This is a genomic window from Sphingomonas piscis, assembly GCF_011300455.1.
In the GTDB taxonomy this organism is placed as follows: domain Bacteria; phylum Pseudomonadota; class Alphaproteobacteria; order Sphingomonadales; family Sphingomonadaceae; genus Sphingomicrobium; species Sphingomicrobium piscis.
In genome coordinates this window covers 18,981-43,413 of record NZ_CP049869.1, presented here as the reverse complement: position 1 = coordinate 43,413, position 24,433 = coordinate 18,981, and the positions used below count along the sequence as shown (strand labels likewise).

Below are 24,433 nucleotides of genomic sequence, written 5' to 3'. Positions count from 1 at the left end.
GTCTTGTCACTCTGCTGATCACCGAAATACGACTTCCCGGACATTGTTGGCGGCAGGCTTTGGCGCCGTGCTGGGCATCAGCGGCGCGGCCTTGCAGGCCTTGTTCGCCAATCCGCTGAGTTCGCCGGACGTGACCGGCACCAGTGGCGGAGCGGTTCTCGGTGCCGTGCTCGGCGCCTATTGGCTTGGTCTTAGCGATCCCTTGCTGCTCACCGCCTTTGGTGCTGCCGGTGCGCTGCTCGCGCTGCTTCTTCTACTACTGCTCGCGGGCAGGCGAGCGGAGACATCAACCATGTTGCTGGCCGGGCTCGCAATTGCGTTGGCGAGTGGTGCCGGGACCAGCCTGTTGCTTGCCCTCGCCCCCTCTCCTTTCGCCTTCTACGACGCCTTCGACTGGCTGATGGGCAGTTTCGTCGATCGCAGTCTACCACAGGCCGCGGCGGCGCTCATCCCGGCGGGCATCGCTTGCACCCTGATGCTGCGGCGGGCTCGTGCGCTCGACGTCATGGCGCTTGGGGAAGATGTCGCGGCGTCGATGGGCTACCATCCACGACGGATCGGAGTTGAAGTCGTGCTCCTGACGGCGGTGGCGGTCGGCGCCTGCGTGTCGGTGTGCGGCAGCATCGGCTTCGTTGGCCTGATCGCGCCCTTTGTCGCACGCCGGATCAGCCGCGGTCATCCGGGCCGGGCGCTGCTTCCGGCCGCGTTGATTGGGGCGTTGCTTCTCCTTCTTGCCGATCTTGCGCTGCGGCTCGCTCCAGCGGGACGCCCGATTCCCGTGGGCGTCCTCACCACTGCCCTCGGTACGCCGTTATTCATCTGGATCGTCGTGACGATGCGGCGCGAGGTGGCGTCATGACACCAGTCCTGCGCCTTGTTGATGCACAAATCCCGGGTCGGCTGAACCGCAGCGATCTGGACGTGCCCGGGGGAGAATTCGTCGGTGTTATCGGGCCGAACGGAGGCGGCAAGACAAGCCTTCTTCGCGTCGTGGCAGGCATCGACGGAAGTGCCCGGACACTGGAAATCGCAGGTGAAAAGCTCAGCGCTGCTCCGCCTGCCCGCAAGTCCCAGCTTCTAAGCTATTTGCCGGCCTCAAGGGACGTCCCCTGGCCGATCAGCGTTCGCGATACCATTGCACTGGGGCTGACCGCGCCGGATTATGGGCGTGTTGCCGACCTCCTTGGCCTGCTAGATCTGGATGGACTGGCGGCTCGCCCCGTCAATCAGCTATCGACCGGCGAGCGCTCGCGCGTGCTTCTCGCGCGTGCCCTCGCGACCCGCCCAAGGCTGCTATTGCTCGACGAGCCGCTGTCGAACCTGGAACCCTACTGGGCGCTGCGGACGCTCGACGTTCTGGCCGAACAGATCACCTCGGAAACGGCCGCGCTCGTCGCGCTGCACGACCTTCATCAGCTTGACCGCTTCAGCCGCATCATCGTCATGGACAAAGGCTCGGTCCTTCTGGACGGCGCCCCGGCCGAGGTCATTGGCGACCCTGGCTTCAGCACCTGCTTCCGGGTAGAGGAAGGCGCCGCCGGTTGGGCAATCAAGCGCTAGGCGGGTCGGCGATCATCGCCGTAAAGCTCGCTTCGGCCGCGAGCTTGCCATCGATGCTGGCGCGGCCAGTGAACTTGCAGACGCTGGTACGCTTCTGGACGAACTCGACGTCGAGCCGGAGCAGCACGCCCGGCTCAACCGGCGCCCGGAACTTCGCATTTTCGATCGCCATGAAATAGACGAGCTTGCCGGAGTTCGCGAGGCCAAGGCTCTCCACCGCGAGAATGCCGGCAGCTTGCGCCAGCGCCTCGACGATCAGCACGCCCGGCATGATGGGGCGGCCAGGAAAATGACCGTTGAAGAAATCCTCGTTGATCGTCACCGCTTTGATGGCGCTGATCGACTGATCGGGGACGATCTCTTCAACCCGGTCGACCAGCAGCATTGGATAGCGGTGCGGAAGCGCCGCCATGACCCGCCGTATATCCAGCGGACCAATGGCAGCGGTCACAACCTCATCAGCCATTCGGCTTAGCGGCCGGCAGGTTGGGTCGCGGTCGGGGCCGGGGTGGCCGTCGCGGGTGCAGCCGTCGCCGGCTGCTGCGCCGCGGCCTGGGCGTAGGCAGCCCTTGCCTGACCGAGCTGGATCAACTGCTCCATCGCCTGAACGGTCTGCTGCCGGGGGCGCCAGTTGGCGGGCGCCGCGGTCGTGACCGTGGGCACCGTCCGATCCAGCTCGGCGGTGACAGCCGCCGTGATGTCTGCCGTCGGCGGCGCATAGATGAAGGCGGTGGGTGCAAGCACCGCGCCGATGCGGCGATCGGTGACCACCTTCTGCTGTGCGGTGTTGAAGCGGGTCAGCAGCTGCTCGAGCGCATAAAGGCGCGCAATCGCTTCCGGCTGGCTGAGCGTCTGCATTTCACGTTGGATGGTTTCCGCTTGGGTCGAAGCCTGCTTAACCGCAGCTACCTTGGAATTGCGCGCGGCAGTGAACTCACGCGAATCGACGTTTCCGTCCTTGTTGGTGTCCATCCGTGCGATCAGCGGTTCGAGCTGCTGACGCTTTTGTTCAAGCTGCGTCGTTGTGCTCGCGAACTGGGTCGTGATCGCATTGTTGGCTTGAACAAGCGCCTTCGCATTGGCGATGGCCTCCAGCGTATCGATGGTGGCGATATTCGTCACCTGGGCACCAGCGTTTGCCGAAATGCCGAGACCACCGGCGATAAGCACGGTCTTGAGGATGGTCTTCATTAGAAGTTGGTTCCTACGTTGAAGCTGAAGAATTTGGTGTCGTCGCCCTCCTGCTTGAGAAGAGCCTTGGCAATGTCGATCCGGAAGGGGCCGAACGGCGACACCCAGTTGACGCCGATACCAATGGACAGGCGCGGCTTGGCGGAGTTGCCGAGGAAGAATTCCTTATACCCCGGCTGAGACAGCACGAACGTCCGGGTATCGGTTGCGGGCAACCCGGTCGGTAAGGTCGCGCACGACTGACCAGGAAGCAATGTCTGGGTCTTTTCGATCGTATTATCGGCCTTGCGCAGGACGCACGTGCCGGGGATGTCGGTCAGAACCGGCTGCCTGATGTTCCACAACGAACCGATGTCGAGGAACGCCGAAGGCCGCAATCCCATGCTTTTCAGGCCGGCGCTGATCGGCGGCTCGACCTCAAGGCGCCCCATGTAGAATGCGCGGCCACCGATGGAATCGCTGACGCGGCGGCTTTCAAAGTCCAGCGCCCCATCGACGTCATAGGCCACGCGCCGGATGCGCGGCCCGATCCCGCGAATATCGAAGCCGCGAAGTTGCGGTCCGAAGAAGCGATCGGTCAGCCGGATTGCGTCGCGGCCAACCCCCGGCGACCCTTGGAGCGGATGGATATATCCGGCCTGGCCCAACGCCGAGAAGACGAAGCCGCCGCCGAAGCTCAGATATTGTGAAGCGTCGACCCTGCTTCGGATGTACCTGACGTCACCGCCAAGCCCCGCAAAATCCTGCGAAAAGCTGAAGCGCCGTCCCTTGGTCGGACGGATGCCGTCGGTGCTGTCGTAAACGGCCGAATAGCCGATCAGCGACGTGAGACGCTTCCCGATCTCGTCGCAGAGATAGCGACCAGCGAGCAACGGCTCACAGGTGCGAATGCCATCACCGTCGAGGTCCGAATAGAATGTGTTCTTGTCGAGGGTGACCTTGTCCTGCTGCAGGGAGTAGCGCGTCCCGAAACTCAGATATTCCGTGACGGGAAAGCCGGTCCGGAGACCGAGGCCGGTGCTGACCTGCGAATAGGTCGTGTTGCGCTGATTCCCGATGTAGTTGAAGCTGTTGTAGTCGCGCCGGAAGATATCGCCGCCGAGCATAATGGCCTTGTCGAACAGATAAGGTTCGACAAAGCCCAGCTGTACCGACTTCGAATATTTCGAATAGCTGATGCCGGCGTTGAGCTCCTGACCCTTGCCCATGAAATTGCGCTCGGCGATCGAGAAGGCGAGAATGAAGCGTTCGAGGCTTGAGTAACCGCCCGAGAGCTGAAGCTCGCCGCTCGATTTTTCCTCGACGTCGACACTTAGGACGCGGCGATCCGGCGTGGACCCTTCCTCATCCTTGATTTCCAGCTTTTCCTGAAAGTAGCCGAGGCTTTGGATACGATCCTGCGATCGCCTGATCTTGATCGCATTAAAGGCGTCGCCTTCGTTGATCCGGAATTCGCGGCGAATGACTTTGTCGCGGGTGATCGTATTGCCGTTGACGTCGATGCGCTCGACATATTGGCGCGGCGTCTCGCCGACTTGGAAGGTAATGCCCATCACCTTCTTCTCGGCGTCGCGATTATATTGCGGGTTGATGTCCGCGGTCGCGTAGCCCAGAGCGCCGGCCACTTCATTGAGGTCAGTGACGGCGTCTTCCACCGCCTTGGCGTCAAACCACTCGCCTTCGCGGATTTTCAAGCCTCGCTGGATCGATGCCGGCGGTAGATCGCGCAGAAGGCTTTCCGCCTTGATCGGCCCGAACCGGTAACGGGGACCTTCCTCGACGACATAGGTGATTACGAAGTCGCGGCGATCGGGCGTCAGCTCGGCGAGCGCCGACACGACGCGGAAGTCGGCATAGCCTTCGGTCAGGTAGAAGGCGCGAAGCTTCTGCTGATCGGCGGCAAGCCGGTCCGGGTCATAGCTGTCGTTCGATTTGAAGAAGCCCAGCAGACCACCAGCCTGTCGCGTGAACATCTCCTTGCGGAGCCGGCCATCGCTGAACTGCTCGTTGCCGATGATGTTGATGCTTCGAACCTTGGACTTGTCGCCCTCGTAAATCTCGAAGACGAGGTCGACGCGGTTCTGCTCAAGCTGGACGGTCTTCGGCTCTACGCGTGCCGCAAAACGGCCCTGCCGGCGGTACAGCTCGACGATGCGCTCGACATCGGCGCGGACCTTGGAGGCAGTGAAGATCTGCCGTGGGGCGAGCTTGATCTCGGGGAGGATCTTGTCCTCCTTGATCCGCTTATTGCCATCCAAAACAATACGGTTGATGACCGGATTTTCCTGAACCTGGATGACGATGTTGCCCGTATCCGCGCCCAGGATCTGGACATCCTTGAACAACTCGGTCGCGTAGAGGTCTTTCAGCGCCTGATCGACGGTCTCCGGCGTATAGTTCAGCCCCGGTGAAAGGTTCGCGTAGGCACGCACCGTTTCCGGCTCCAGCCGCTGGTTACCGCGGACGGCGACCGAACGGATCGTGCTCGGCTGAACGGGCGCGGTCGTAAGCGTCGCGGTTGCGGGCTGAGCCGGTTGCGCGGCCGGTGCAGGAGCGTTTGCCGGAGGAGCCTGCTCCGGCGCCGCAGTCTGCGCCAGAACCGTCGACGGGGAGCCGCCAAGGATCGTCCCGACGAGGAGCACGGCACCCGCGCGCTTGAAGGTATTATTTGCTGAGATCACCCGTCCCCGCCCTTAATTATCCATGCGGCTCGGTTTGCCGCCAAACAGTGGTGCAGCCCTGCCCCAACCGCCCTATCCAATCAAGCGTTCAAGCCTGTCCCAGAGACCGAACGACCCGAGATCGTTGAAGGTCGTGAAGAGAAACAGTGCAAGCAGCGCGGCAAGCCCACCCCGAAACGCCCAGTCGAGCGTTCGCGGACTGACCGGCCGGCGGCGAACCGCCTCGATTGCGTAAAAGAGCAGATGGCCTCCATCCAGCATCGGAACTGGCAAGAGGTTGATGAATCCGAGATTAATTGAGATCATCGCCACCAGGCCAACGAACGGCAGCATGCCCTGCGAGGCGCCTTCTCCTGCCACCTGTGCGATTTTCAGAGGGCCACCGAGTTGCTCCGCGGGAAGTCTCCCGCGCACCAGCTGCACCAGCCCGTCGACAATGGTCGTCGTCAGCCGCCAGGTATATTCCACCGCCATCGGCAAAGCCTTCAGCGGCGACACCGGTTCTCGCAGCTGCAAGTCCGGAGCGACGCCGAGAAGGCCGCGTTGGAAGGTACGATTGCCGTCCTTGACCGGCGCGGTACCGAGCGTAACGGCGAAGCTTTGCTCCTCGCCGCCCCGCCTTACCAGCACGTCCACTTTTTCATTCGGTCGAAGGGCCACGGTATTGAAGATGTCATCGAACGTCGGGGTCGAGCGGCCTGCGACCGACAGAAGCTGATCGCCCTTCCGAATTCCGGCCTGAGCCGCTGCGCTGTTCGGCTGTACCGCTCCAACCACGTTGGTCAGCGGGCTGCCGACGAAACTAAAGAAGGCGGCAAAGATCAGGATGGCCAGAAGGAAGTTGGTCATCGGCCCCGCCAGGACGATCAGGAAGCGTTGCCAAACAGGTTTGCAATGGAAGCTCTGGCTGCGAAGCGCTTCCGGAACCTCATTCGGGTTTGCCGGCGCGCTGGCAGGGTTCATGTCGCCGACGAACTTGACGTAGCCGCCTAGCGGCAGCCAGGCCACCTTCCATCGGGTTCCGCGCCGATCGGTCCAGCCGACGATCTCGCGGCCAAAGCCGATAGAGAAAATCTCGGCGCCGACCCCGAACCACCGCCCGATGAGATAATGACCAAGCTCGTGAAAGAAGACGAGCGGGCCAAGCATGCCGATGAAGGCGAGCAGCACCAGCCACAGAGGCGCGCCGCCCATCATCGGCAAAAGCTTCCGGCCACCAGGCGGGCATCTGCCCGGCTGCCACGATCAATTTCCATCACGTCCTCGATGCTCGCGGGCGAAGGACCGGAATGACGGTTCAGCGCCTGCTCCACGATTGCCGGAATATCGTTGAATTTGATGCGGTTGGCAAGGAACAGCTCAACCGCGACCTCATTCGCGGCGTTGAGGACGACGGCTGCTGCGCCACCTGCCGCAAGCGCCTCCCTGGCAATGCGGAGTGCCGGGAACCGCTGCAGGTCCGGCTCCTCGAAGTCCATTCGTCCAAGGTCGGCCAGGCGCACCCGCGGCACTGGTGTAGCGATGCGTTCTGGCCAACCGAGCACATAAGCTATCGGAACCCTCATGTCCGGCGGCCCGATTTGCGCGAGCATCGACCCGTCGACGAACTCCACCAGCGAGTGGATGGCCGATTGCGGGTGAACGACAACGTCAAGACGGTCCGCCGATACTCCGAACAGGTGATGTGCCTCGATCAGCTCCAGCCCCTTGTTCATCAGGGTTGCGGAATCGACCGAGATCTTCGCACCCATCGACCAGTTCGGATGAGCCACGGCCTGGTCCGGGGTCGCTGCGTCGATCCGTTCGGCCGTCCAGGTACGGAACGGCCCGCCGCTCGCAGTCAGGATCATTCTTTCGATCTGATCCGTGCTTTCGCCAGCAAGACACTGAAAAATCGCGTTATGCTCGCTGTCGACCGGGAGCAAATCGACGCTCTTGCGCCGCGCGGTCTCAGTCATCAGCGAGCCCGCCGTCACCAGTGCTTCCTTGTTCGCCAGTCCGACCGTTCGCCCCGCCTCGATCGCCGCCATGGTCGGCCGCAACCCCGCGCAACCGACGATTGCCGCAATAACCAGCTCAGCCTCCGCCTGCGCGGCCTCGATCAGGGCATTCTCTCCGGCAGCAACCGCGCATCGGGTCCCGGCGACCGCCTCCTTGAGCGCCGAATACTTCGTTTCGTCGGCAATCACCGCGAGTGTCGCACCTGTCCTGCGCGCGATCGCAGCAAGCTCGTCGACGTTTGAATTGGCAGTCACCGCCGCAACTTCGAAGCGATCGGGATTTCTCTCGATCAAGTCGAGGGTCGAGCTGCCGATGCTACCCGTCGCACCGAGGATCGAGATGCGTCGGGTCACAGCAGCCCAATGGCGAAAAGTAGCGCGGTTGCAATCACGACCGGCACGAAGCCGTCGAGCCGGTCAAGGATCCCGCCGTGCCCGGGAAGCCAGTGCCCGGAATCCTTCACTCCTGCCCGGCGCTTCATCCCGCTTTCAAACAGGTCGCCGGCCTGGGCCAGCAGTGCGAACAGCGGCGCAAGCAACAGGAGCGCTCGCTGTTCCAGCCCGATCCCAAGCACCCAGGCCCCGCCGAAGATAGCGGCGGCGAGAACACCGCCTGCGAGCCCCTCCACCGTCTTGTTGGGACTGATCGCCGGCGCAAGCTTGGTCCGGCCCAAAGTGCGTCCAGCGAAGTAGGCGCCGATGTCGGTCGACCAAGTGACGATGAACGTCCACATCGTGATCGCGATACCGTCCTGAGCAAGCCCACGTAGCCAGATCAGGGAGATTGCTGCGCCCAAAGCATACAGCAGGCCCGAGACGCCCCACGACCAATGCCAACCGCGAACCAGACGCAGCCATTCCATCAGCAGGACGACGCCGACGAGGCCGGCAAGCGCGACCAGAACCGTGCCGCCCTTGATGACGGCGAGAAGCGCGACGGCGATCATGACGATGCCGGCCACAGAGCGGATCAGCAATTCCCTCATCGCCCGCCGAACCGGCGGTGCCTGCCGCGATATTGCTCGATGGCGTGCGTGAACGTCGCTTCGTCGAAGTCCGGCCAGAGCGTGTCGAGGAATACCAATTCGGCATAGGCCGCTTGCCACAACAGGAAGTTGGACAGCCTCTCCTCGCCTGACGTGCGGATCAGAAGGTCGAGTTCAGGCAAATTCGCGGTCTGCAGTTCGGCCTCAAGCATCGCCGGACATATGTCGGCAGGATCGACGGCACCCGAACGCGCCCGCTCGGCCAGTTTTCTTGCGGCCGCCGCGATCTCGGCCTGTGAGCCATAGTTCAACGCCACAACAAGGGTGATGCGTCGATTCCCGGAGGTCCGCTCCACCGCGCGGGACAGTTTTGCAGCCAGCTCAGATCCGAAGGCCGAGAAGTCGCCAATGATCTGGAGCCGAACGCCCTCCTTTTCGAAAGTGGCGAGCTCCCGCTCCAGATAGTAGCGCATCAGCGATGTTAGATCGGAGATCTCTTCCGAACTGCGCCGCCAATTCTCCGAGGAGAAAGCATAGACCGTCAGGGCCTCAACGCCGTGCTCGACTGCGGTTCGGATGGCCTTGCGGAGTGATTCCGCGCCGGCGCGATGGCCGGCAACGCGTGGAAGGCCGCGCTGGGAGGCCCAGCGGCCGTTGCCGTCCATGATGATCGCGACGTGCCTCGGCCCGCCGCCCCCGTTCACGGCCTGACTGTCCTCCGCCGCTGGCGCGGTCGAGGTCACTTGCCGAGAATTTCCTTTTCCTTGGCCTGAGCAGCGCTGTCGATGTCGGCGATCGTCTGGTCGGTCAGCTTCTGGACCTCGGCCTCCTGCCGCTTGCGGTCGTCTTCGCTGATCTCGCCCTTCTTCTCGTCGGCCTTCAGCGCGTCATTGCCGTCTCGGCGGACGTTGCGGACAGCGATGCGCGCCTTTTCGGCATACTGGCCGACCAGCTTGGCAAGCTCCTTGCGGCGCTCCTCGGTGAGGTCAGGAATGGGCAGCCGGACCATTTGCCCGTCCGTCACCGGGTTGAGACCAAGGCCAGCGGAGCGGATCGCCTTCTCAACCGGCCCGACGTTGGAGCGGTCCCAAACCTGAACGCTAAGCATCCGCGGCTCCGGCGCGGAAACGGTCGCGACCTGGTTCAGCGGCATATGGGCGCCGTAAACCTCCACCGTGATCGGATCGAGCAGGTTGGTCGAGGCGCGTCCGGTACGGAGGCCCACAAGATCGCTCTTCAGCGCATCAACTGCGCCCTGCATGCGGCGCTGTAGGTCGGACTTGTCGAATGCAGGCATGTTCACTCTCCGTTTTGTACGACCGTCGCGACACCACGACCCGCAAGCACTTCGGCAAGATTGCCGGGTTGGCGGATGTTGAACACGACGATGGGAATGTTGTTGTCGCGGCAGAGCGCGATGGCGCTGGCGTCCATGACCTTCAGATCGTCCGCGAGCACCGTGCTATAACTGACTGTTTCATAACGCTTCGCGTCGGCCACCTTCTTCGGATCGGCATTATAGACGCCATCTACCGACGTGCCCTTGAACAAGGCGTCGCATTTCATTTCCGCCGCCCGCAGTGCTGCGCCGGAATCCGTCGTGAAGAAGGGACTGCCAACGCCCGCGGCGAAGATGACGATCCGGCCCTTTTCGAGGTGACGCTCTGCCCGGCGGCGGATGAATGGCTCGCAGACGCTGGCCATCGGGATCGCCGACTGGACACGGGTCTCGACGCCGATCTTCTCAAGCGCGTTCTGGACTGCCAGCGCGTTCATCACGGTGGCGAGCATGCCCATATAGTCGCCGGTCGCACGGTCCATGCCCCGCGCAGCGCCGGAGATGCCGCGGAAAATGTTGCCTCCGCCCACGACGACGCACAGCTCAAAGCCCTGCCGGCGAACGTCTGCAATTTCTTCGGCGACGCGGCTGATCGTGGCTGGATCGATCGACAGTCCGCTGTCGCCCATCAGCACCTCGCCGGACAGTTTCAAAAGGATCCGGTGGTAGCGCGGTCGGGTCATTCTGCGGCGTCCTGTTTAGCGGGCAAGCAAAGGGGCGGACGCGCTTCTATGGCGCGCCCGCCCCGTTGCCAACTCCCAAGAGGCAAGAGGCTTAGGCGGCGACACCTGCCGCTGCCGCAACCTCGGCCGCAAAGTCGCTCTGTTCCTTCTCGATACCCTCACCCAGCTGGATGCGGACAAAGTTCTTGAGGGCAATGCCCGTACCGGCTTCCTTGGCGGCTGCGGCGATCACTTCCGCGACCGGTGTCTTGTTGTCCATCACGAACAGCTGCGACAGGAGGGCATTGTCCTTGCGGAACTTGGCGATGCCGCCTTCCACCATCTTCTCGATGATATTCTGCGGCTTGCCACTGTCCTTGGCCTTTTCCATGGCGATGGCACGCTCACGCTCGACCATCGCCTGGTCCAGCGAGTCCGCGTCGAGCGCCAGCGGGTTGGCAGCCGCGATGTGCATCGCGATCTGCTTTCCAAGCGCCTGCAACGTTTCGGCGGGCGCAGCGCTTTCGAGCGCGACGAGGACGCCGATCTTGCCGAGGCCCGGCACCACCGCATTGTGGACGTAAGGAACGACCGCGCCTTCACTGACCTCAAGCACGATTGTGCGGCGAAGCGACTGGTTCTCGCCGATGGTGGCGATGTTGTTCGTCAGTGCTTCGGCAACGGTACCGCCGGTCGGATAGGCAGCCGCGCCCAGCGCCTCGACATCGCCGCCGGTGGTCAGTGCCAGCTTGGCGACTTCGCGAACGAAATTCTGGAACTGCTCGTTCTTGGCGACGAAATCCGTTTCGGAGTTCACCTCGACGACCGCGCCCCGAGTTCCCTCGACGGCGACGCCGACCAGGCCCTCGGCCGCCGTGCGACCGGACTTTTTGGCCGCAGCCGACAGGCCCTTGGCACGAAGCCAATCGATCGCGGCTTCCATGTCGCCGTTGGTTTCGGCAAGCGCCTTCTTGCAATCCATCATGCCGGCGCCGGTGCGCTCACGCAGTTCCTTCACTGCAGCGGCCGTGATCTCAGCCATGTTTAAATCCTTCTAGCTCCCCTCCCGGGGACGGGAGGGGTTGGGGAGGGAATGTTGTGCTCGGAGGAAGGCAGACAAGCCTCCCCTCGCCCCTCCCGCTTGCGGGAGGGGAATGCAATTACTCGGCCAGCGCGGCTTCAACCGGCGGTTCGGCCATCGAGCCGATGTCCTCGCCGCGCGCCGCTGCACCGCCGCTGCGGCCGCTGCTCGCTGCCTGAGCGATGGAGTCCGCATACAGGCGGATGGCCCGGCTGGCGTCGTCGTTACCGGGAACCGGGAAAGCGATGCCGTTCGGGTCGCTGTTCGAATCGAGGATCGCAACGACCGGAATGCCAAGGACGTTGGCTTCCTTGATGGCCAGTTCTTCCTTGTTCGTATCGATGACGAACATGACGTCGGGAAGACCGCCCATGTCGCGGATGCCGCCAAGGCTCTTCTCGAGCTTGTCGCGCTCGCGGGTCAGCTGAAGGACTTCCTTCTTAGTGAGGCCGGCGGTGTCGCCGCTCAGCTGCTCCTCAAGGCTCTTGAGGCGCTTGATCGAGTTGGAGATGGTCTTCCAGTTGGTCAGCATGCCGCCCAGCCAACGATGGTTGACGAAGTGCTGACCGCTGGCGCGGGCCGCCTCGGCAACCGCATCCTGAGCCTGACGCTTGGTGCCGACGAACAAAACCTTGCCGCCGCGAGCTACGGTCTGCGACACGAAGTCGAGGGCGCGGGCGAAGAGCGGAACGCTCTGCGACAGGTCGATGATGTGAACACCGTTGCGGTCGCCGAAAATGTACGGCTTCATCCGCGGATTCCAGCGGTGGGTCTGGTGGCCGAAGTGCGCTCCGGCTTCGAGCAATTGCTGTAGAGTGACGACAGGGGCCGCCATAGGTCTTCTCCTTCCGGTTATGCCTCGGCGGAACCGAATGACTGACGGTTAGGTCAGCACCGGTATGTTTGGCTCCGCCTGTGGGATGCGCGGCCCTCTAGCGAAACATTGCCGCCCTTTCAAGGCTTTGGTGAGGGCTTGACAGGAACAGAACAAAACACGAACATTGTTGCGGTTCAACAGGATGCCTGATTGCTCCGGAACGAAACGGGATTCCGCGGGTTCAGCGCTTAACCAAGGAAGAATGCTATGCTTGCAGTGCTTTCCACCCTCGTTTGTGTTGCCACCTTATGGATGATCGGTGCCGTTGCACTGCGCATGGCCGAGGAAAGCGGCGGCAAGGTTCTTGCCGCCCTTCGTGGCCAATCAGGGCTCGCCGAGCCGACTTTCACGGCCGTTCCGGTTCGCGTCCGTTCACGGGCCGTGGTCCAGCAACGGCCAGTTCGCGTTACACCGAAGCAGCGCGCCGTCGCTTGACCCGTCCGTAGCTTGCGAGGCTGAACGGTAGCATCGCCAAGTACAGACCCGATACGGCAAGCAACGTCGGCCACGGCGCAACCATCAGCGCCGCTCCGAGAAGCGCAACTGCCACGAGCGCCAGTAAGCGCCACTCGCGTCGAATTCGCATCGACGACCAGCTGTAAGTCGGCAGGCTCGAAATCATCAGAGCCGCGATGAAGAAGGTCCATCCAGTGACCAGCGGCCAATGCTGGAAAAGCTCGTTGCCCGTGATCAGCCAGAGGTAAATCGGGACGAATACGAGCCCTGCCCCCGCTGGAGCCGGAACACCGGTGTTGAAACCTGCGGACTTATGAGGCTGCTCGGTATTGTCGATCCGGGCGTTGAAGCGGGCCAGCCGCAACGCCATGCAGACCGCATAGGCAAGTGCAGCAATCCATCCAACCCGTGGAGCATCCCTGAGCGCCCACAGAAACAGCACGAGCGCAGGTGCCGTTCCGAAGGCGATGTTGTCCGCCAGTGAGTCAAGTTCAGCGCCAAACTTGCTTTGCGCCCGAAGCAGACGGGCGATGCGGCCATCGAGGCCGTCAAGCACACCGGCAAAGACGATAAAGCCCAGAGCCCACTGCCACTCGTCCGTGATTGCGAACCGCACGCCCGTGAGCCCGAAGCACAAGGCCAGCGCGGTGATGGCGTTGGGAACCATCGCGCGGAAGGGAATGCCCCGCCCTTCCCGCTCCTGAATCATTGGCTGATCCCGGTCAGAGCCGGATCGACGCCAATCTCGGCAATGACCGTTTCTCCGGCGATCGTCCTTTGCCCCAGGATCACCCGCGGGCCGGTGCCAGCGGGAAGATAAACGTCGACACGGCTTCCGAAGCGGATCAGCCCGATCCGCTCGCCGGCCTGAACTGCATCACCCTCACGTACAAAGGCCATGATCCGCCGGGCGACCAGGCCCGCAATTTGGGTGAAACCGATGCGGGTACCATTGGCGCTCTCGACCATGAAATGTTGGCGTTCGTTATCCTCGCTAGCCTTATCCAGGTCGGCGTTCACGAACTTGCCCGGAATGTAGGCGATCCGGCGAATGGTACCGGCGATCGGCGAGCGATTGATGTGAACGTCGAACACACTCATGAACATCGATACCCGCACCATCTCGGCATCACCGAGACCGTCGGCGCCACGAAGTTCGGGCGGGGGCGGCACCCTGACGATGAGGGTGATCAGCCCGTCGGCAGGCGCAACGATCAGGTTGTCGCCGCGCGGCGTGGTCCGGATCGGGTCGCGGAAGAAGGCGAGCACCCAGATGGTCACCAGAACGAATAACCAGCCGATGAAGTGGCTGACCATCAGATAGGTCGCAAGCGTGATTGCGCCGGCGATGACGGCGAACTTGCGTCCCTCGGGATGGACGGAGGGAAAGCGCCACTTCACCGTGGTGGTGATTGGGGCATCGGGCTTGTCGAGCGAAGGCATCCGCCCCTCCTACTGCCCGCCGCGCACGCGGGCAACGGCGCGGTTGCCTCGCTTTCGGCACCGTTTTAAGGCGCCGCCCGAACCACACACAAAATCGGGAACCCGCATGGCCAAGATCAAGGTGAAAAACCCCGTCGTCGAACTCGATGGCGACGAGATGACCCGCATCATCTGGCAGTGGATTCGCGAACGGCTGATTCAGCCTTATCTCGACATCGACCTCATCTACTTCGACCTTGGCGTCGAGAAGCGCGACGAGACGGGCGATCAGATCACGATCGACGCGGCCAATGCGATCAAGCAGCATGGTGTCGGCGTGAAGTGCGCCACCATCACGCCTGACGAAGCCCGAGTCGAGGAGTTCAAGCTCCAGAAGATGTGGAAGTCGCCCAACGGTACGATCCGCAACATCCTCGGCGGCGTGATCTTCCGCGAGCCGATCGTCATCTCCAACGTGCCGAGGCTGATTCCCGGCTGGACCGACCCGATCGTCGTCGGCCGTCACGCCTTCGGCGATCAGTATAAGGCGACCGACTTCAAGGTGCCGGGCAAGGGCAAGCTCAGCATGAAATGGGTTGGCGAGGACGGCCAAGTGATCGAGGAGGAAGTGTTCGACTTCCCCGAAGCCGGCGTCGCCATGGGCATGTACAACCTGGACGATTCCATTCGCGACTTCGCCCGGGCGAGCATGAACTACGCCCTGGACCGCGGCTGGCCGCTGTACCTGTCGACAAAGAACACTATCCTGAAAGCCTATGACGGCCGCTTCAAGGACATCTTTCAGGAGATTTTCGACAGCGAATTTAAGGACAAGTTCACCGCTGCGGGCATCGAGTATCAGCATCGCCTGATCGACGACATGGTCGCGTCCGCGCTGAAGTGGAGCGGCAAGTTCGTTTGGGCCTGCAAGAATTACGACGGCGACGTCCAATCGGATCAGGTGGCGCAGGGCTTCGGCTCGCTCGGCCTGATGACGTCAGTGCTGATGACCCCAGATGGCAAGACGGTGGAGGCCGAGGCGGCGCACGGCACCGTTACCCGCCACTACCGCATGCACCAGCAGGGCAAGTCGACGTCGACGAACCCCATTGCGTCCATCTTCGCCTGGACCCGCGGCCTCATCTATCGCGGCAAGTTCGACGACACACCCGACGTCGTCCGCTTCGCCGAGACACTCGAGGAAGTCTGCATCGAGACGGTCGAGAGCGGAAAGATGACCAAGGATCTCGCGATCCTGGTCGGTCCGGACCAGGCATGGATGACCACCGAACAATTCTTCGAGGCCATTCGCGCGAACCTCGAAACCAAGATGGCCAGCTGGGCCTAAGCTTGCCTCAGGCCGGCGTCCGGCGAGCGGATATGTTCCCGCCGGACGCCGAGACCGATGATACGGGCCGGAATCCGGCTCATGAATGGGATGCGTTGGAAAAGGCGCAGCGGCAGCGGCACTTTGGTGAGGACCGCTCGCTGCACCACCAGGGGCGTCAGGATGCGGTCGTGGACGGCCTTTTTGCATTCGCTGGACCATGCGCGTGGGGAACAGCCGCCGAGCCTGCACCTTGGCGAGTAGCGGCGTCACGTCACGGCCCTTTGCCAAGGGCCCCGACAGGATGTTGGCGGCGGCGACGGCATCCTGAACCGCGAGGTTTACGCCGACACCGCCGACCGGCGACATGGCATGAGCCGCATCGCCGATCGCGAGCAGGCCGGGTTTCCACCAGGTCGACAGCCGGTCGAGTGAGACCGACAGCAGCTTGACCTGATCCCAGTCCTGGAGCGTGTCGACCGCGCCCGCCAACTTCGGCTCGGCACGGGCGACTTCCTCCCGGAAGGCATCGAGGCCCCTCGCCTCCACCTCCTTCGCCGCCCCCTTGGGAACGACATAGGCGCATTGCCAATAATCGCCGCGATCAATCTCGACGAGAAAGGCGCCTGTTCCGAAGGTACCGCCGGTCTGATTCTCCTCGCTCTTCTTCTTGGGCAGCCTGAACCACAGCACGTCGATCGGGACGCCGAAGTCGATCTTGGGAAGCGTCGCCTTTGAACGAAGAACGGAGCTTCGTCCGTCCGCCGCGATGGTCAGCGGCGCACGAAGCTCGCTCCCGTCCTTGAGCCGCACGCCCGCAACACGGCTGCCGTCGGTCAGCAAGTCGACTGCTTCCGCCTGCATCCGCAAGTCGAACGTAGGGTAATGTCGCGCCTCCTGCGTCAGGAAGTCGAGAAACTCCCATTGCGGCATCATGGCAACGAAGCGGCTCTCAACCGGAAGGTGGCTGAGGTCGGCGATCGTGACCTGCGTGTCGGCCACGCGGGCGGTTAGCTTGTGAACCTCATCGTGCGGGCGCTTCAGGAAGTCGTCGAGGAGGCCGAGCTCGCGCATCAGCTCAAGGGTCGAGGGGTGGACCGTGTCACCCCGGAAGTCGCGGAAGAAGTCGGCGTGCTTTTCCAGCACAATGGTGCGGCATCCGGCACGAGCGAACAAAAGACCGGCCATTACTCCGGCGGGACCGCCCCCGGCCACAATCAGGTCGGCGTCCATGCGAATGCTCCCAATGTTCGTGGTAACCTGTACGCACGCACAACAGGAGCCCTTTCTAACATACGGACACGGGTGCTCTAGCGGTGAGGTGGCAGACCAATGCCTATTTTGGAAGCGAATTGCTCAGGCGAACGACACCCGCTCCCGCCGTACGCCCCAGGCGATCGCACGGCCCGGCAGGCGGCGAAGGGCGGGCATCGCGTCAAGGAGGAGCAAGGGCCAAGGCGGCCGTTCCAGACTGCCGGCGCGATGAAGCATGGGGCTAGTACCCAGTTTTGAGCGATGCGTTGAACGGCCTGAACCAGTGCCGTCGAAGCATAACGCCGGCGCTGCACTCTTTGCAGCAGCTGATCGACGCTGCTCCCCGCCGCGATGCCTGGTGCGAGCAGATTGGCCGCCGCGACCGCATCCTGGATCGCGAAGTTGATCCCGATCCCGCCCATCGGTGACATGGCGTGAGCGGCGTCGCCAATCGCGAGAAGGCCGGGGCGACTCCAGCGCGTCAGCCGGTCGAGACTGACTTCAAGCAGGTGGAGCTGATCCAGGCTTGTCAGGTCCTGACCGATATTTTCAAGCCGAGGTTCCACACGTTCGATCTCGGCCCGGACATGGTCGACGCCATGACGTCGAAGCTCTTGGGCGGAGCCCTTCGGGATCACGAACGCGCACTGCCAGTATGTGGCACGGTCGACGCGGACGAGGATGCGCCCTCGATCAACGGCAATACGAAGCACGCCTTGCTCCGGCGAGCGCTTGGGAAGCTCGAACCAGAAAACGTCGATGGGAGATCCGAGATCCTTGGCCGGGAGCAGGCCGCGCCGCCGAACGACCGAGCGACGACCATCTGCGGCTATGATCAGGGCAGAGGCGCCGAGCAAGGTCCCGTCGGACGTCTTCACCGCCGTTGCCCTGCCCTCTTCGAACCTGATGTCACCGACCCCGCGGCCCATCTCCACTTGGAAGTTCGGCAGTTGGACCGCTTCGGCGCGAAGGAAGTCGAGGAACTCCCACTGCGGCATCATGGCCACGAATGGAGTCCTACCCTTCACCCGCGACAGATCGCCAACGACCATCTCGCGTCCGCCGATCCGGAGTTGGGCTTTCTGAAGCCGGTCGTGGGGTCTCTCGAGAAAGCGGTCGAGCAGTCCGAGGTCGTCGAGCACGTCCATCGTGGCTGGATGAACGGTGTCGCCGCGAAAGTCGTGCAGGAAGTCTCGATGCTTTTCGAGCACCCGAACCCGGCAACCGGCCCGGGCGAAAAGTAGCCCCGCCATCATTCCGGCGGGACCACCGCCGGCGATGATGACGTCGTCGCGAGGCCTCATCCCTTCTTCAGCGCGTCCGGCTTGTGGGCGGCCTGCTTCCCCTCGTCTGTCTCAACGAGATATTCGGGATTGTCCTTGGACGCAGCCACCTTGTGACCTTTGATGGTCATTGGGGAGGTGACCTTCTTCACGACCTTGCCATGCGCTTCGCCGCCATGTGACTTCCAGCTGACCTTGTCGCCGGCCTTCAAACTCTTCGCCATCGCAGTTCTCCTTCGCCCTCTTGCAACGCGCGAAGCGAGTTCCGGATGACAGAAAGGCGACGGGCTGCTCTAAAGCCGGTATGGCTGGCGAACTTAGTGGAAACGGGCTTAGCGACGCGCTGACGATCCTCGGTGCGGCGGGTATCGTCATCCCCGCGTTTGCCCGCCTCAAGATCTCGCCGGTGATCGGCTTCATCATCGTTGGAATGATCGCTGGACCGTTCGGCCTGGGCGGTTATGCGGATGCCTATCCCTGGCTTGAAGCCGTCACCATCAACGACCCTCACGCCATCGAGCCCTTCGCTGAATTCGGGATCATCCTGCTGCTCTTCTCAATTGGGTTGGAGCTGAGCTTCCGGCGCCTTGTTGCTATGCGCAAGGCGGTGTTCGGGGTTGGCGCGGCCGAGCTGATGATGGGCGCGCTCCTTATCGGCAGCGGGCTGCTGCTGTTCGGCGAAGCGCCTTCCAGTGCCGTTGCACTGGGCTTCGCGCTGGCAATGTCGTCCACGGCACTGGTTCTGCCGATCGCGGGGACGAAGACGCCGGTTGGGCGCGCAGCCTTTGCGATGTTGCTGTTCGAGGATCTGGCGCTTGTCCCCTTGCTGTTCCTGCTGGGCAGCGCCGGGCTGGGCGCGATGGCGGAAACGGCGTGGAAGGGCGCGCTGGTGATTGCCGCCATGCTGTTGATCGGTCGCGTGCTCCTTCCGCGTCTGTTTGCGCAGGCAGCCCGGACGAAAAGCCCCGAGTTGTTCCTCGCCGTCAGCCTGCTGGTAGTGATCGTCGCCAGCCTTGCGACCGGAGCCGTGGGGCTGTCGCCGATCGTCGGCGCGCTGATCGCCGGCGTCCTGATCGCGGAAACGGAATATCGAAGCGAGGTGGAGGTCGTCACTGCACCGTTTCGAGGGCTGGCGCTCGGCATCTTCCTGATCACAGTCGGCATGCAAATCGACTTTCGCGTGATCGCCGGCATGTGGCCCAGTCTGCTCGGCGCACTCGTCGGCGTACTGCTCGTGAAGTCTCTCGTGACCGGCCTGCTCTTGCGTCTCGCCGGCTCCAGATTGGGGACCGCGGCGGAAACGGGCCTGCTGATGGCGTCGCCTTCGGAAACCAGCCTTATCCTGATCGGCGCGGCAGCGGCGTCGGGCGCGATTAGCGGCGAAACCGCGGCATTCTGGCAGGTCGTGACCGCCGTCGGCCTCACCATCACGCCACTGCTTGCAACACTCGGGCGCTTCGCAGGTCGGCGGGCCGATGCGCGGCATGGGGATGGCGAAACACCGTCCGATATGTCTGGCCGCACCGTGATCTTCGGGTTCGGCCGTATCGGCAAGATGGTCGCAGACATGCTGACCCAGCACGGAAAGCCGTATCTCGCAGTTGAAAGTGACATCGATGCCGTCATGGCGGCGCGTGAAGGCGGCTATTCCATCCTGTTCGGCGATGTCGGGCGGAGCGAACTGCTAGATAAGCTGCAGCTCGGTCATGCCGCGGCTTTGGTGCTGACGATGGACGATCCCGTTTTGGTGGCACAGATTGCTCGCCGGGTGCGGGGTTGGTGTCCGGACCTTGCGATCATCGCCCGCGCCCGCGATCCCGGCCATGCCGCCCAGCTCTACAAGGCGGGAGTGACCGATGCCGTCCCGGAGACGGTCGAAGCCTCGCTTCAGCTTTCGGAAGCGGTGCTCGTCGACATCGGTCTCGCCATGGGGCCCGTCATCGCCAGCATCCACGAAAAGCGCAGCGAGCTGCGCGCCGAGATCATGGAGGAAGCGGAGCTGGAGCATGAGCCGCGCCTGGGCCGGCGACGAGTGAGGGACGCCGCGCCAAAGGGCTGACGGTGCCCGCGCCGGCGTGCTATGACCGGTTCACAACAGGAAGGGGGCTTCCGATGGCAACACAGGCAGCACAGCTGAACGGCGACGCTTTGGTCGAACCAGTGCCGGCGGGGGTCACCCGCTCGGGAGCGGCGCGTCTGGACGCGATCGACATGCTTCGCGGTCTGGTGATCGTGTTCATGGTCCTCGACCATGTCCGCGACTTCTTTCACGTGTCCGTCAACAGCTTCGACCCGACCGATCCGGTGCAAAGCTATCCCTTGCTCTACGTCACCCGGTGGATCACGCACCTGTGCGCCCCCACCTTCGTCTTTCTGGCCGGCGTGTCGATCTTCCTCCAGCGCGCGAACGGCAAGGCAGGCGCCGACCTGTCTCGGTTCCTGCTTACGCGGGGTGCCTGGCTGGTGTTCCTTGAAGTGACCGTTGTCACCTTCGGGTTCAACTTCGGCGTTTCGGTGGTCTTTCTTCAGGTGATCTGGGCCATCGGCATATCGATGATCTGCATGGCAGCGCTTGCGCGGCTTCCATCTGTGGCAGTGCTGATCATCGGGGTCGCGATCCTGTTGATCTACCCACTTGTTGCCGCGGCTACCGAAGGTGCGACGGGAGCGGCCGCCATCATCCGGATCATGACGGTTGCTCCCAACCTGATCCCGGGAACACCGATTCTCGCCTTTTACGCCGCCATTCCATGGCTTGGCGTCATGTGCCTCGGCTTCGGACTCGGACCAAGCTTCCGCTTAGAGCGCGAACGAACGCGTATCCTGTTGCCGCTTGCTCTGGGCCTGCTGGTCGCGTTCGTAATCATGCGGGCGCTCAATGGATATGGCGACCCCGCGCCGTGGAAGACCGGAGCTACGGAGACGCAGACGGTCATGTCGTTCATGAACGTCTCCAAATATCCGCCGTCGCCTGACTATGTCTGCGCCACGCTGGGTACGTCGATGTTGATCTTCCTCGCGCTCCAGCATTTCCGCGGGGGGCAGCGCGCGTTCTGCTCGACTTCGGCCGCACCCCCTTGTTTACCTATCTTTGCCATCTCTACATCGCACACGGCCTTGCGCTGATCGCCGATGCGGCAGTCGGCAATCCGGATGCGGCAATCAATGTGCTCGGCAAGGCCTTCTCCGGACAGCCACCGGTGGCTTGGGGCTGGTCGCTGGGCGTCGTCTATGGGGTTTGGCTGCTCGTCATCGCATTGCTGATCCCGCTGGCGCGGTGGATGGCGGCATTGAAGAGGCGCCGTCGCGACTGGTGGCTCGGCTACATCTAGGGGGCGGAACGGCCTGCCGTCTCAAGCGCTTAAGCGGTCCACTCACCGTCTGGAGCGTCGTCATGCCCGAGTCCCGCAGCGCCACCCTTTACCGAATGGTCTTGCCCGAACACACCTGCCCATTTGGGGTGCGCGCAAAGGAGATGCTGGAACAGGCCGGCTATGAAATCGAGGAGCATATCCTTGAGAGCCGCGATGAGGTCGAGGCGTTTAAGGACGAGCATGGCGTCTCCACAACCCCGCAGGTGTTCATCGACGGGGAACGGATCGGCGGAAGCAGCGACCTTGAGGCTTATCTGGCGGAGGAAAACGCCTAAGCGGCGACCTTGCTCAGCGCGTCCTTGACGGCGGCAATGGCGTCTGCCGCCTTGTCGCCATCGGGGCCGCCACCCTGGGCCATGTCGGGGCGTCCGCCCCCACCCTGCCCGCCAAGCGCAGCAACCGCAGCCTTGACTAAGTCGACGGCGCTGACCTCGTTCGCCAGATCGCTTGTGACTCCGACCGCGACGCTGGCACGGCTATCATTGATCGCAACGAGGGCCGCGACGCCGGAACCGACACGCTGCTTCATTTCATCGACGGTAGAGCGTAGACTCTTGGGGTCGAGACCCTCCACGACCTGACCGAGGAAGGCACGGCCCGCGACCTGCTCTGGACCTGCGGCGTCAGCTTTGGCTGAACCGCCGCCCATCGCCAGCGCTTTCTTCGCCTCCGCGAGCTCGCGCTCCAGCCTACGTCTGTCTTCAATCAAGCTGGCCACGCGCCCGGGGACCTCGTCCGGCGAGGCCTTCAGCGCCGCGGCAGCTTCGCGGAGGCGGGCGTCGCGCTCGACCAACCACTGCCGCGCGGCTTCAGCCGTCAGCGCTTCAATTCGGCGCACCCCCGATGAGACGGCGCTTTCCGAAACGATCTTGAACAATTGGATGTCACCTAGTGCGTCGACGTGGGTGCCGCCGCACAGCTCGACCGAATAGTCGATCTCGTCGCTGCGACCCATGGACAGGACTCGGACCTCGTCACCATATTTCTCGCCGAACAGGGCCATGGCGCCGGCGGCGATCGCCTCGTCCGGGGTCATCAGGCGGGTGGTGACCTGCTGATTACCGCGGATCTGCGCGTTCACCTCAGCTTCGACCACCGCGATGTCCTCGGGTGTCAGCGCCGAAGGGTGGGAGAAGTCGAAGCGTAGCCGGTCGGGAGCGACGAGGCTGCCTTTTTGCGTAACGTGTGTGCCGAGCCGATGGCGCAGGGCGGCGTGCAGCAGGTGGGTGGCGCTGTGATTGGCGCGCACGCGGCCGCGACGATCCGCATCGACGCTCTGATGAAGCGCGTCACCGACCTTGACCTCTCCGGCTGCAATGTTGGTCAGCAGCGCGTGGAGCTTGCCAAGCGGCTTGGACGTATCCTCAACAATTCCCTCGAAGCCATTGACGGCACTCAATAATCCGGCGTCACCGATTTGTCCGCCGCTCTCGCCGTAGAATGGCGTCTGGTTGAGGACGATCTGGACCTTGTCGCCCTCGCCCGCCCGGTCGACACGCTGCCCGTCCTTGACGATCGCCTGAACGACGCCTTCGCCTTCATGCCCCGAGTAGCCGATGAACTCGGTGCTTCCGAGTTCCTCGGCCAGGTCGAACCAGAGTTCGTCGCTGCCCTTCTCACCGGAGCCCTTCCAGGCGGCGCGAGCAGCTGCCTTCTGCTCGGCCATGGCGGCGTCGAAACCTGCACGGTCGACCTGCAGCCCCCGCGCACGCAGAGCGTCCTCGGTGAGGTCGTAAGGGAAACCGTATGTGTCATAAAGCTTGAAGGCGGTCTCGCCCGGCAGCGTTCCGCCTTCGCCCATGTTCATGGTCGCTTCGTCGAGCAGGCGCAGGCCGTTGGCGAGCGTCTGGCGGAAGCGGGTTTCCTCCTGCGCCAGCGTTGCTTCGAGCAAAGGCTGCGCGCGGACCAGTTCCGGATAAGCGGCGCCCATCTCTGCGACCAAAGCGGGCACCAGGCGGTGCATCAAGGGCTCCTTGGCACCAAGGATGTGGGCGTGGCGCATTGCGCGACGCATGATCCGGCGGAGAACATAGCCCCTGCCCTCGTTGGCCGGGAGCACCCCATCCGCGACCAGGAAGCCGGATGAGCGAAGGTGATCGGCAATGACGCGATGGCTCGCCTGTTGCTCACCTTCCGCCTTGGTCTTCGTCAGTTCCTCGCTGGCGGCGATAAGAGCCTTGAAGGTGTCTGTGTCATAATTGTCGTGGACGCCTTGCATGACCGCAGCGACCCGCTCCAACCCCATGCCTGTGTCGATAGAGGGCCGCGGCAGGTCCGCAACGATCTCATCATTCTCCTGCAGATGCTGCATGAAGACGAGGTTCCAGATCTCGACAAAGCGGTCGCCGTCCTCGTCCGGGCTTCCGGGAGGGCCGCCGAAGATGTGCTCGCCATGGTCGTAGAAGATCTCCGAGCAGGGTCCGCTCGGCCCGTCCGGACCCATCGCCCAGAAATTGTCCTTGGTCGCGATGCGGATGATCCGCTCCTCGGGCAGCCCGGCGATCTTGCGCCACAGGTCGAACGCCTGGTCGTCTGTGTGATAGACGGTGGCGGTCAGCTTGTCCGGTGAAAGGCCCCACTCCTTCGTAAGCAGGGTCCAGGCATGGGTGATCGCCTGTTCCTTGAAATAGTCCCCGAACGAGAAATTGCCGAGCATCTCGAAGAAGGTGTGGTGACGCGCGGTATAGCCGACATTGTCGAGGTCGTTGTGCTTGCCGCCGGCGCGGACGCACTTCTGGCTGCTGACCGCGGTCGAATAAGGCCGGCTCTCCAGGCCGACGAAGACATTCTTGAACGGCACCATGCCGGCATTGACGAACATCAGCGTCGGGTCGTTGTGCGGGATCAGCGGCGCGGATGGCACGCGCGCATGGCCCGCACCCTCGAAATAGTCGAGGAAGGAGCGGCGGATGTCGTTAGTCGATGTCATGGCTAGAGGAT

General features: G+C 63.1%; 24 protein-coding genes and 1 pseudogene. 8 read left to right on the top strand and 17 right to left on the bottom strand.

Translation table 11 applies throughout. The features are described from left to right. Positions 1-67 precede the first annotated feature (67 nt). Positions 68-859, top strand: a complete 792-nt coding sequence (locus tag G7077_RS00190; protein ID WP_166409970.1) for a FecCD family ABC transporter permease — start codon at positions 68-70, stop codon at positions 857-859. Continuing rightward, on the top strand, positions 856-1,560 hold the full coding sequence (locus tag G7077_RS00185) for an ABC transporter ATP-binding protein (RefSeq protein WP_166409969.1): 705 nt from the start codon (positions 856-858) through the stop codon (positions 1,558-1,560). The genes G7077_RS00190 and G7077_RS00185 overlap by 4 nt, the downstream gene beginning before the upstream one ends. Here the strand turns inward: G7077_RS00185 and fabZ are convergent. The 11 genes from fabZ to rpsB form a co-directional block, all read right to left on the bottom strand. Next, a complete protein-coding gene (fabZ, locus tag G7077_RS00180) occupies positions 1,550-2,026 on the bottom strand; it encodes a 3-hydroxyacyl-ACP dehydratase FabZ (protein WP_166409968.1) in 477 nt (158 codons plus the stop codon). The genes G7077_RS00185 and fabZ overlap by 11 nt on opposite strands. 5 nt (positions 2,027-2,031) lie before the next feature. Continuing rightward, positions 2,032-2,751 (bottom strand): OmpH/Skp family outer membrane protein, encoded by a 720-nt coding sequence (locus G7077_RS00175; RefSeq protein WP_166409967.1) that lies wholly within the window; start codon positions 2,749-2,751, stop codon positions 2,032-2,034. Next, the gene (gene bamA / locus G7077_RS00170; RefSeq protein WP_166409966.1) at positions 2,751-5,432 is read right to left on the bottom strand and encodes an outer membrane protein assembly factor BamA; all 2,682 of its coding nucleotides are present in this window, start codon (positions 5,430-5,432) and stop codon (positions 2,751-2,753) included. Before bamA ends, G7077_RS00175 begins: the two co-directional genes overlap by 1 nt. 72 nt (positions 5,433-5,504) lie before the next feature. Continuing rightward, positions 5,505-6,626: an RIP metalloprotease RseP gene (gene rseP, locus G7077_RS00165; protein WP_166412218.1), complete on the bottom strand. Its 1,122-nt coding sequence runs from the start codon at positions 6,624-6,626 to the stop codon at positions 5,505-5,507. After that, entirely contained in the window at positions 6,626-7,786 is a 1,161-nt protein-coding gene (locus G7077_RS00160; protein ID WP_166409965.1) for a 1-deoxy-D-xylulose-5-phosphate reductoisomerase, read from the bottom strand. The genes rseP and G7077_RS00160 overlap by 1 nt, the downstream gene beginning before the upstream one ends. Then, positions 7,783-8,418, bottom strand: coding sequence for a phosphatidate cytidylyltransferase (locus tag G7077_RS00155; protein WP_166409964.1), 636 nt, complete (start codon positions 8,416-8,418; stop codon positions 7,783-7,785). Before G7077_RS00155 ends, G7077_RS00160 begins: the two co-directional genes overlap by 4 nt. Further along, a complete protein-coding gene (uppS, locus tag G7077_RS00150) occupies positions 8,415-9,161 on the bottom strand; it encodes a polyprenyl diphosphate synthase (protein ID WP_425505291.1) in 747 nt (248 codons plus the stop codon). The genes G7077_RS00155 and uppS overlap by 4 nt, the downstream gene beginning before the upstream one ends. After that, positions 9,158-9,715 (bottom strand): ribosome recycling factor, encoded by a 558-nt coding sequence (gene frr, locus G7077_RS00145; RefSeq protein WP_166409963.1) that lies wholly within the window; start codon positions 9,713-9,715, stop codon positions 9,158-9,160. The genes uppS and frr overlap by 4 nt, the downstream gene beginning before the upstream one ends. 2 nt (positions 9,716-9,717) lie before the next feature. Further along, on the bottom strand, positions 9,718-10,440 hold the full coding sequence (gene pyrH, locus G7077_RS00140) for a UMP kinase (protein ID WP_166409962.1): 723 nt from the start codon (positions 10,438-10,440) through the stop codon (positions 9,718-9,720). Positions 10,441-10,531: 91 nt separating this feature from the next. Further along, on the bottom strand, positions 10,532-11,461 hold the full coding sequence (tsf, locus tag G7077_RS00135) for a translation elongation factor Ts (protein ID WP_166409961.1): 930 nt from the start codon (positions 11,459-11,461) through the stop codon (positions 10,532-10,534). A gap of 118 nt (positions 11,462-11,579) precedes the next feature. Continuing rightward, the gene (gene rpsB, locus G7077_RS00130) at positions 11,580-12,335 is read right to left on the bottom strand and encodes a 30S ribosomal protein S2 (RefSeq protein ID WP_166409960.1); all 756 of its coding nucleotides are present in this window, start codon (positions 12,333-12,335) and stop codon (positions 11,580-11,582) included. Positions 12,336-12,584: 249 nt separating this feature from the next. On the opposite strand from rpsB, the gene G7077_RS00125 reads away from it, so the two are divergent. Further along, positions 12,585-12,812 carry a hypothetical protein gene (locus G7077_RS00125; RefSeq protein WP_166409959.1) on the top strand — a complete coding sequence of 76 codons (228 nt, stop codon included), beginning with the start codon at positions 12,585-12,587 and terminating at the stop codon, positions 12,810-12,812. Here the strand turns inward: G7077_RS00125 and G7077_RS00120 are convergent. Together G7077_RS00120 and G7077_RS00115 are read right to left on the bottom strand one after the other, a co-directional pair. Next, positions 12,784-13,542, bottom strand: coding sequence for a CDP-alcohol phosphatidyltransferase family protein (locus G7077_RS00120; RefSeq protein WP_166409958.1), 759 nt, complete (start codon positions 13,540-13,542; stop codon positions 12,784-12,786). The two genes, G7077_RS00125 and G7077_RS00120, sit on opposite strands and share 29 nt — an antisense overlap. After that, the gene (locus tag G7077_RS00115; protein ID WP_166409957.1) at positions 13,539-14,276 is read right to left on the bottom strand and encodes a phosphatidylserine decarboxylase; all 738 of its coding nucleotides are present in this window, start codon (positions 14,274-14,276) and stop codon (positions 13,539-13,541) included. Before G7077_RS00115 ends, G7077_RS00120 begins: the two co-directional genes overlap by 4 nt. A gap of 106 nt (positions 14,277-14,382) precedes the next feature. Between G7077_RS00115 and G7077_RS00110 the strand changes: the two genes are divergently transcribed. Continuing rightward, positions 14,383-15,603: an NADP-dependent isocitrate dehydrogenase gene (locus tag G7077_RS00110; RefSeq protein ID WP_166409956.1), complete on the top strand. Its 1,221-nt coding sequence runs from the start codon at positions 14,383-14,385 to the stop codon at positions 15,601-15,603. A 240-nt stretch (positions 15,604-15,843) separates the two neighbouring features. Here the strand turns inward: G7077_RS00110 and G7077_RS00105 are convergent. From G7077_RS00105 to G7077_RS00095, 3 genes and pseudogenes are all read right to left on the bottom strand, one after another. Beyond that, positions 15,844-16,770 (bottom strand): annotated as a pseudogene (locus tag G7077_RS00105) (FAD-dependent oxidoreductase); the annotation flags it as partial. Between the two features lie 122 nt (positions 16,771-16,892). Then, complete coding sequence (locus tag G7077_RS00100) at positions 16,893-18,140, bottom strand: FAD-dependent monooxygenase (protein WP_166409955.1); 1,248 nt, start codon at positions 18,138-18,140, stop codon at positions 16,893-16,895. Continuing rightward, positions 18,137-18,343: a hypervirulence associated TUDOR domain-containing protein gene (locus G7077_RS00095; RefSeq protein ID WP_166409954.1), complete on the bottom strand. Its 207-nt coding sequence runs from the start codon at positions 18,341-18,343 to the stop codon at positions 18,137-18,139. The genes G7077_RS00100 and G7077_RS00095 overlap by 4 nt, the downstream gene beginning before the upstream one ends. An 80-nt stretch (positions 18,344-18,423) precedes the next feature. On the opposite strand from G7077_RS00095, the gene G7077_RS00090 reads away from it, so the two are divergent. From G7077_RS00090 to G7077_RS00075, 4 genes are all read left to right on the top strand, one after another. Further along, entirely contained in the window at positions 18,424-20,178 is a 1,755-nt protein-coding gene (locus tag G7077_RS00090) for a cation:proton antiporter domain-containing protein (protein WP_166409953.1), read from the top strand. A gap of 53 nt (positions 20,179-20,231) precedes the next feature. Next, on the top strand, positions 20,232-21,245 hold the full coding sequence (locus tag G7077_RS00085; RefSeq protein ID WP_166409952.1) for an acetyltransferase domain-containing protein: 1,014 nt from the start codon (positions 20,232-20,234) through the stop codon (positions 21,243-21,245). Then, complete coding sequence (locus tag G7077_RS00080; RefSeq protein WP_166409951.1) at positions 21,197-21,451, top strand: hypothetical protein; 255 nt, start codon at positions 21,197-21,199, stop codon at positions 21,449-21,451. Before G7077_RS00085 ends, G7077_RS00080 begins: the two co-directional genes overlap by 49 nt. 62 nt (positions 21,452-21,513) lie before the next feature. Beyond that, positions 21,514-21,768 carry a glutaredoxin domain-containing protein gene (locus tag G7077_RS00075; RefSeq protein WP_166409950.1) on the top strand — a complete coding sequence of 85 codons (255 nt, stop codon included), beginning with the start codon at positions 21,514-21,516 and terminating at the stop codon, positions 21,766-21,768. Here the strand turns inward: G7077_RS00075 and alaS are convergent. Next, positions 21,765-24,422, bottom strand: a complete 2,658-nt coding sequence (gene alaS, locus G7077_RS00070; RefSeq protein ID WP_166409949.1) for an alanine--tRNA ligase — start codon at positions 24,420-24,422, stop codon at positions 21,765-21,767. The genes G7077_RS00075 and alaS overlap by 4 nt on opposite strands. Positions 24,423-24,433 lie beyond the last annotated feature (11 nt).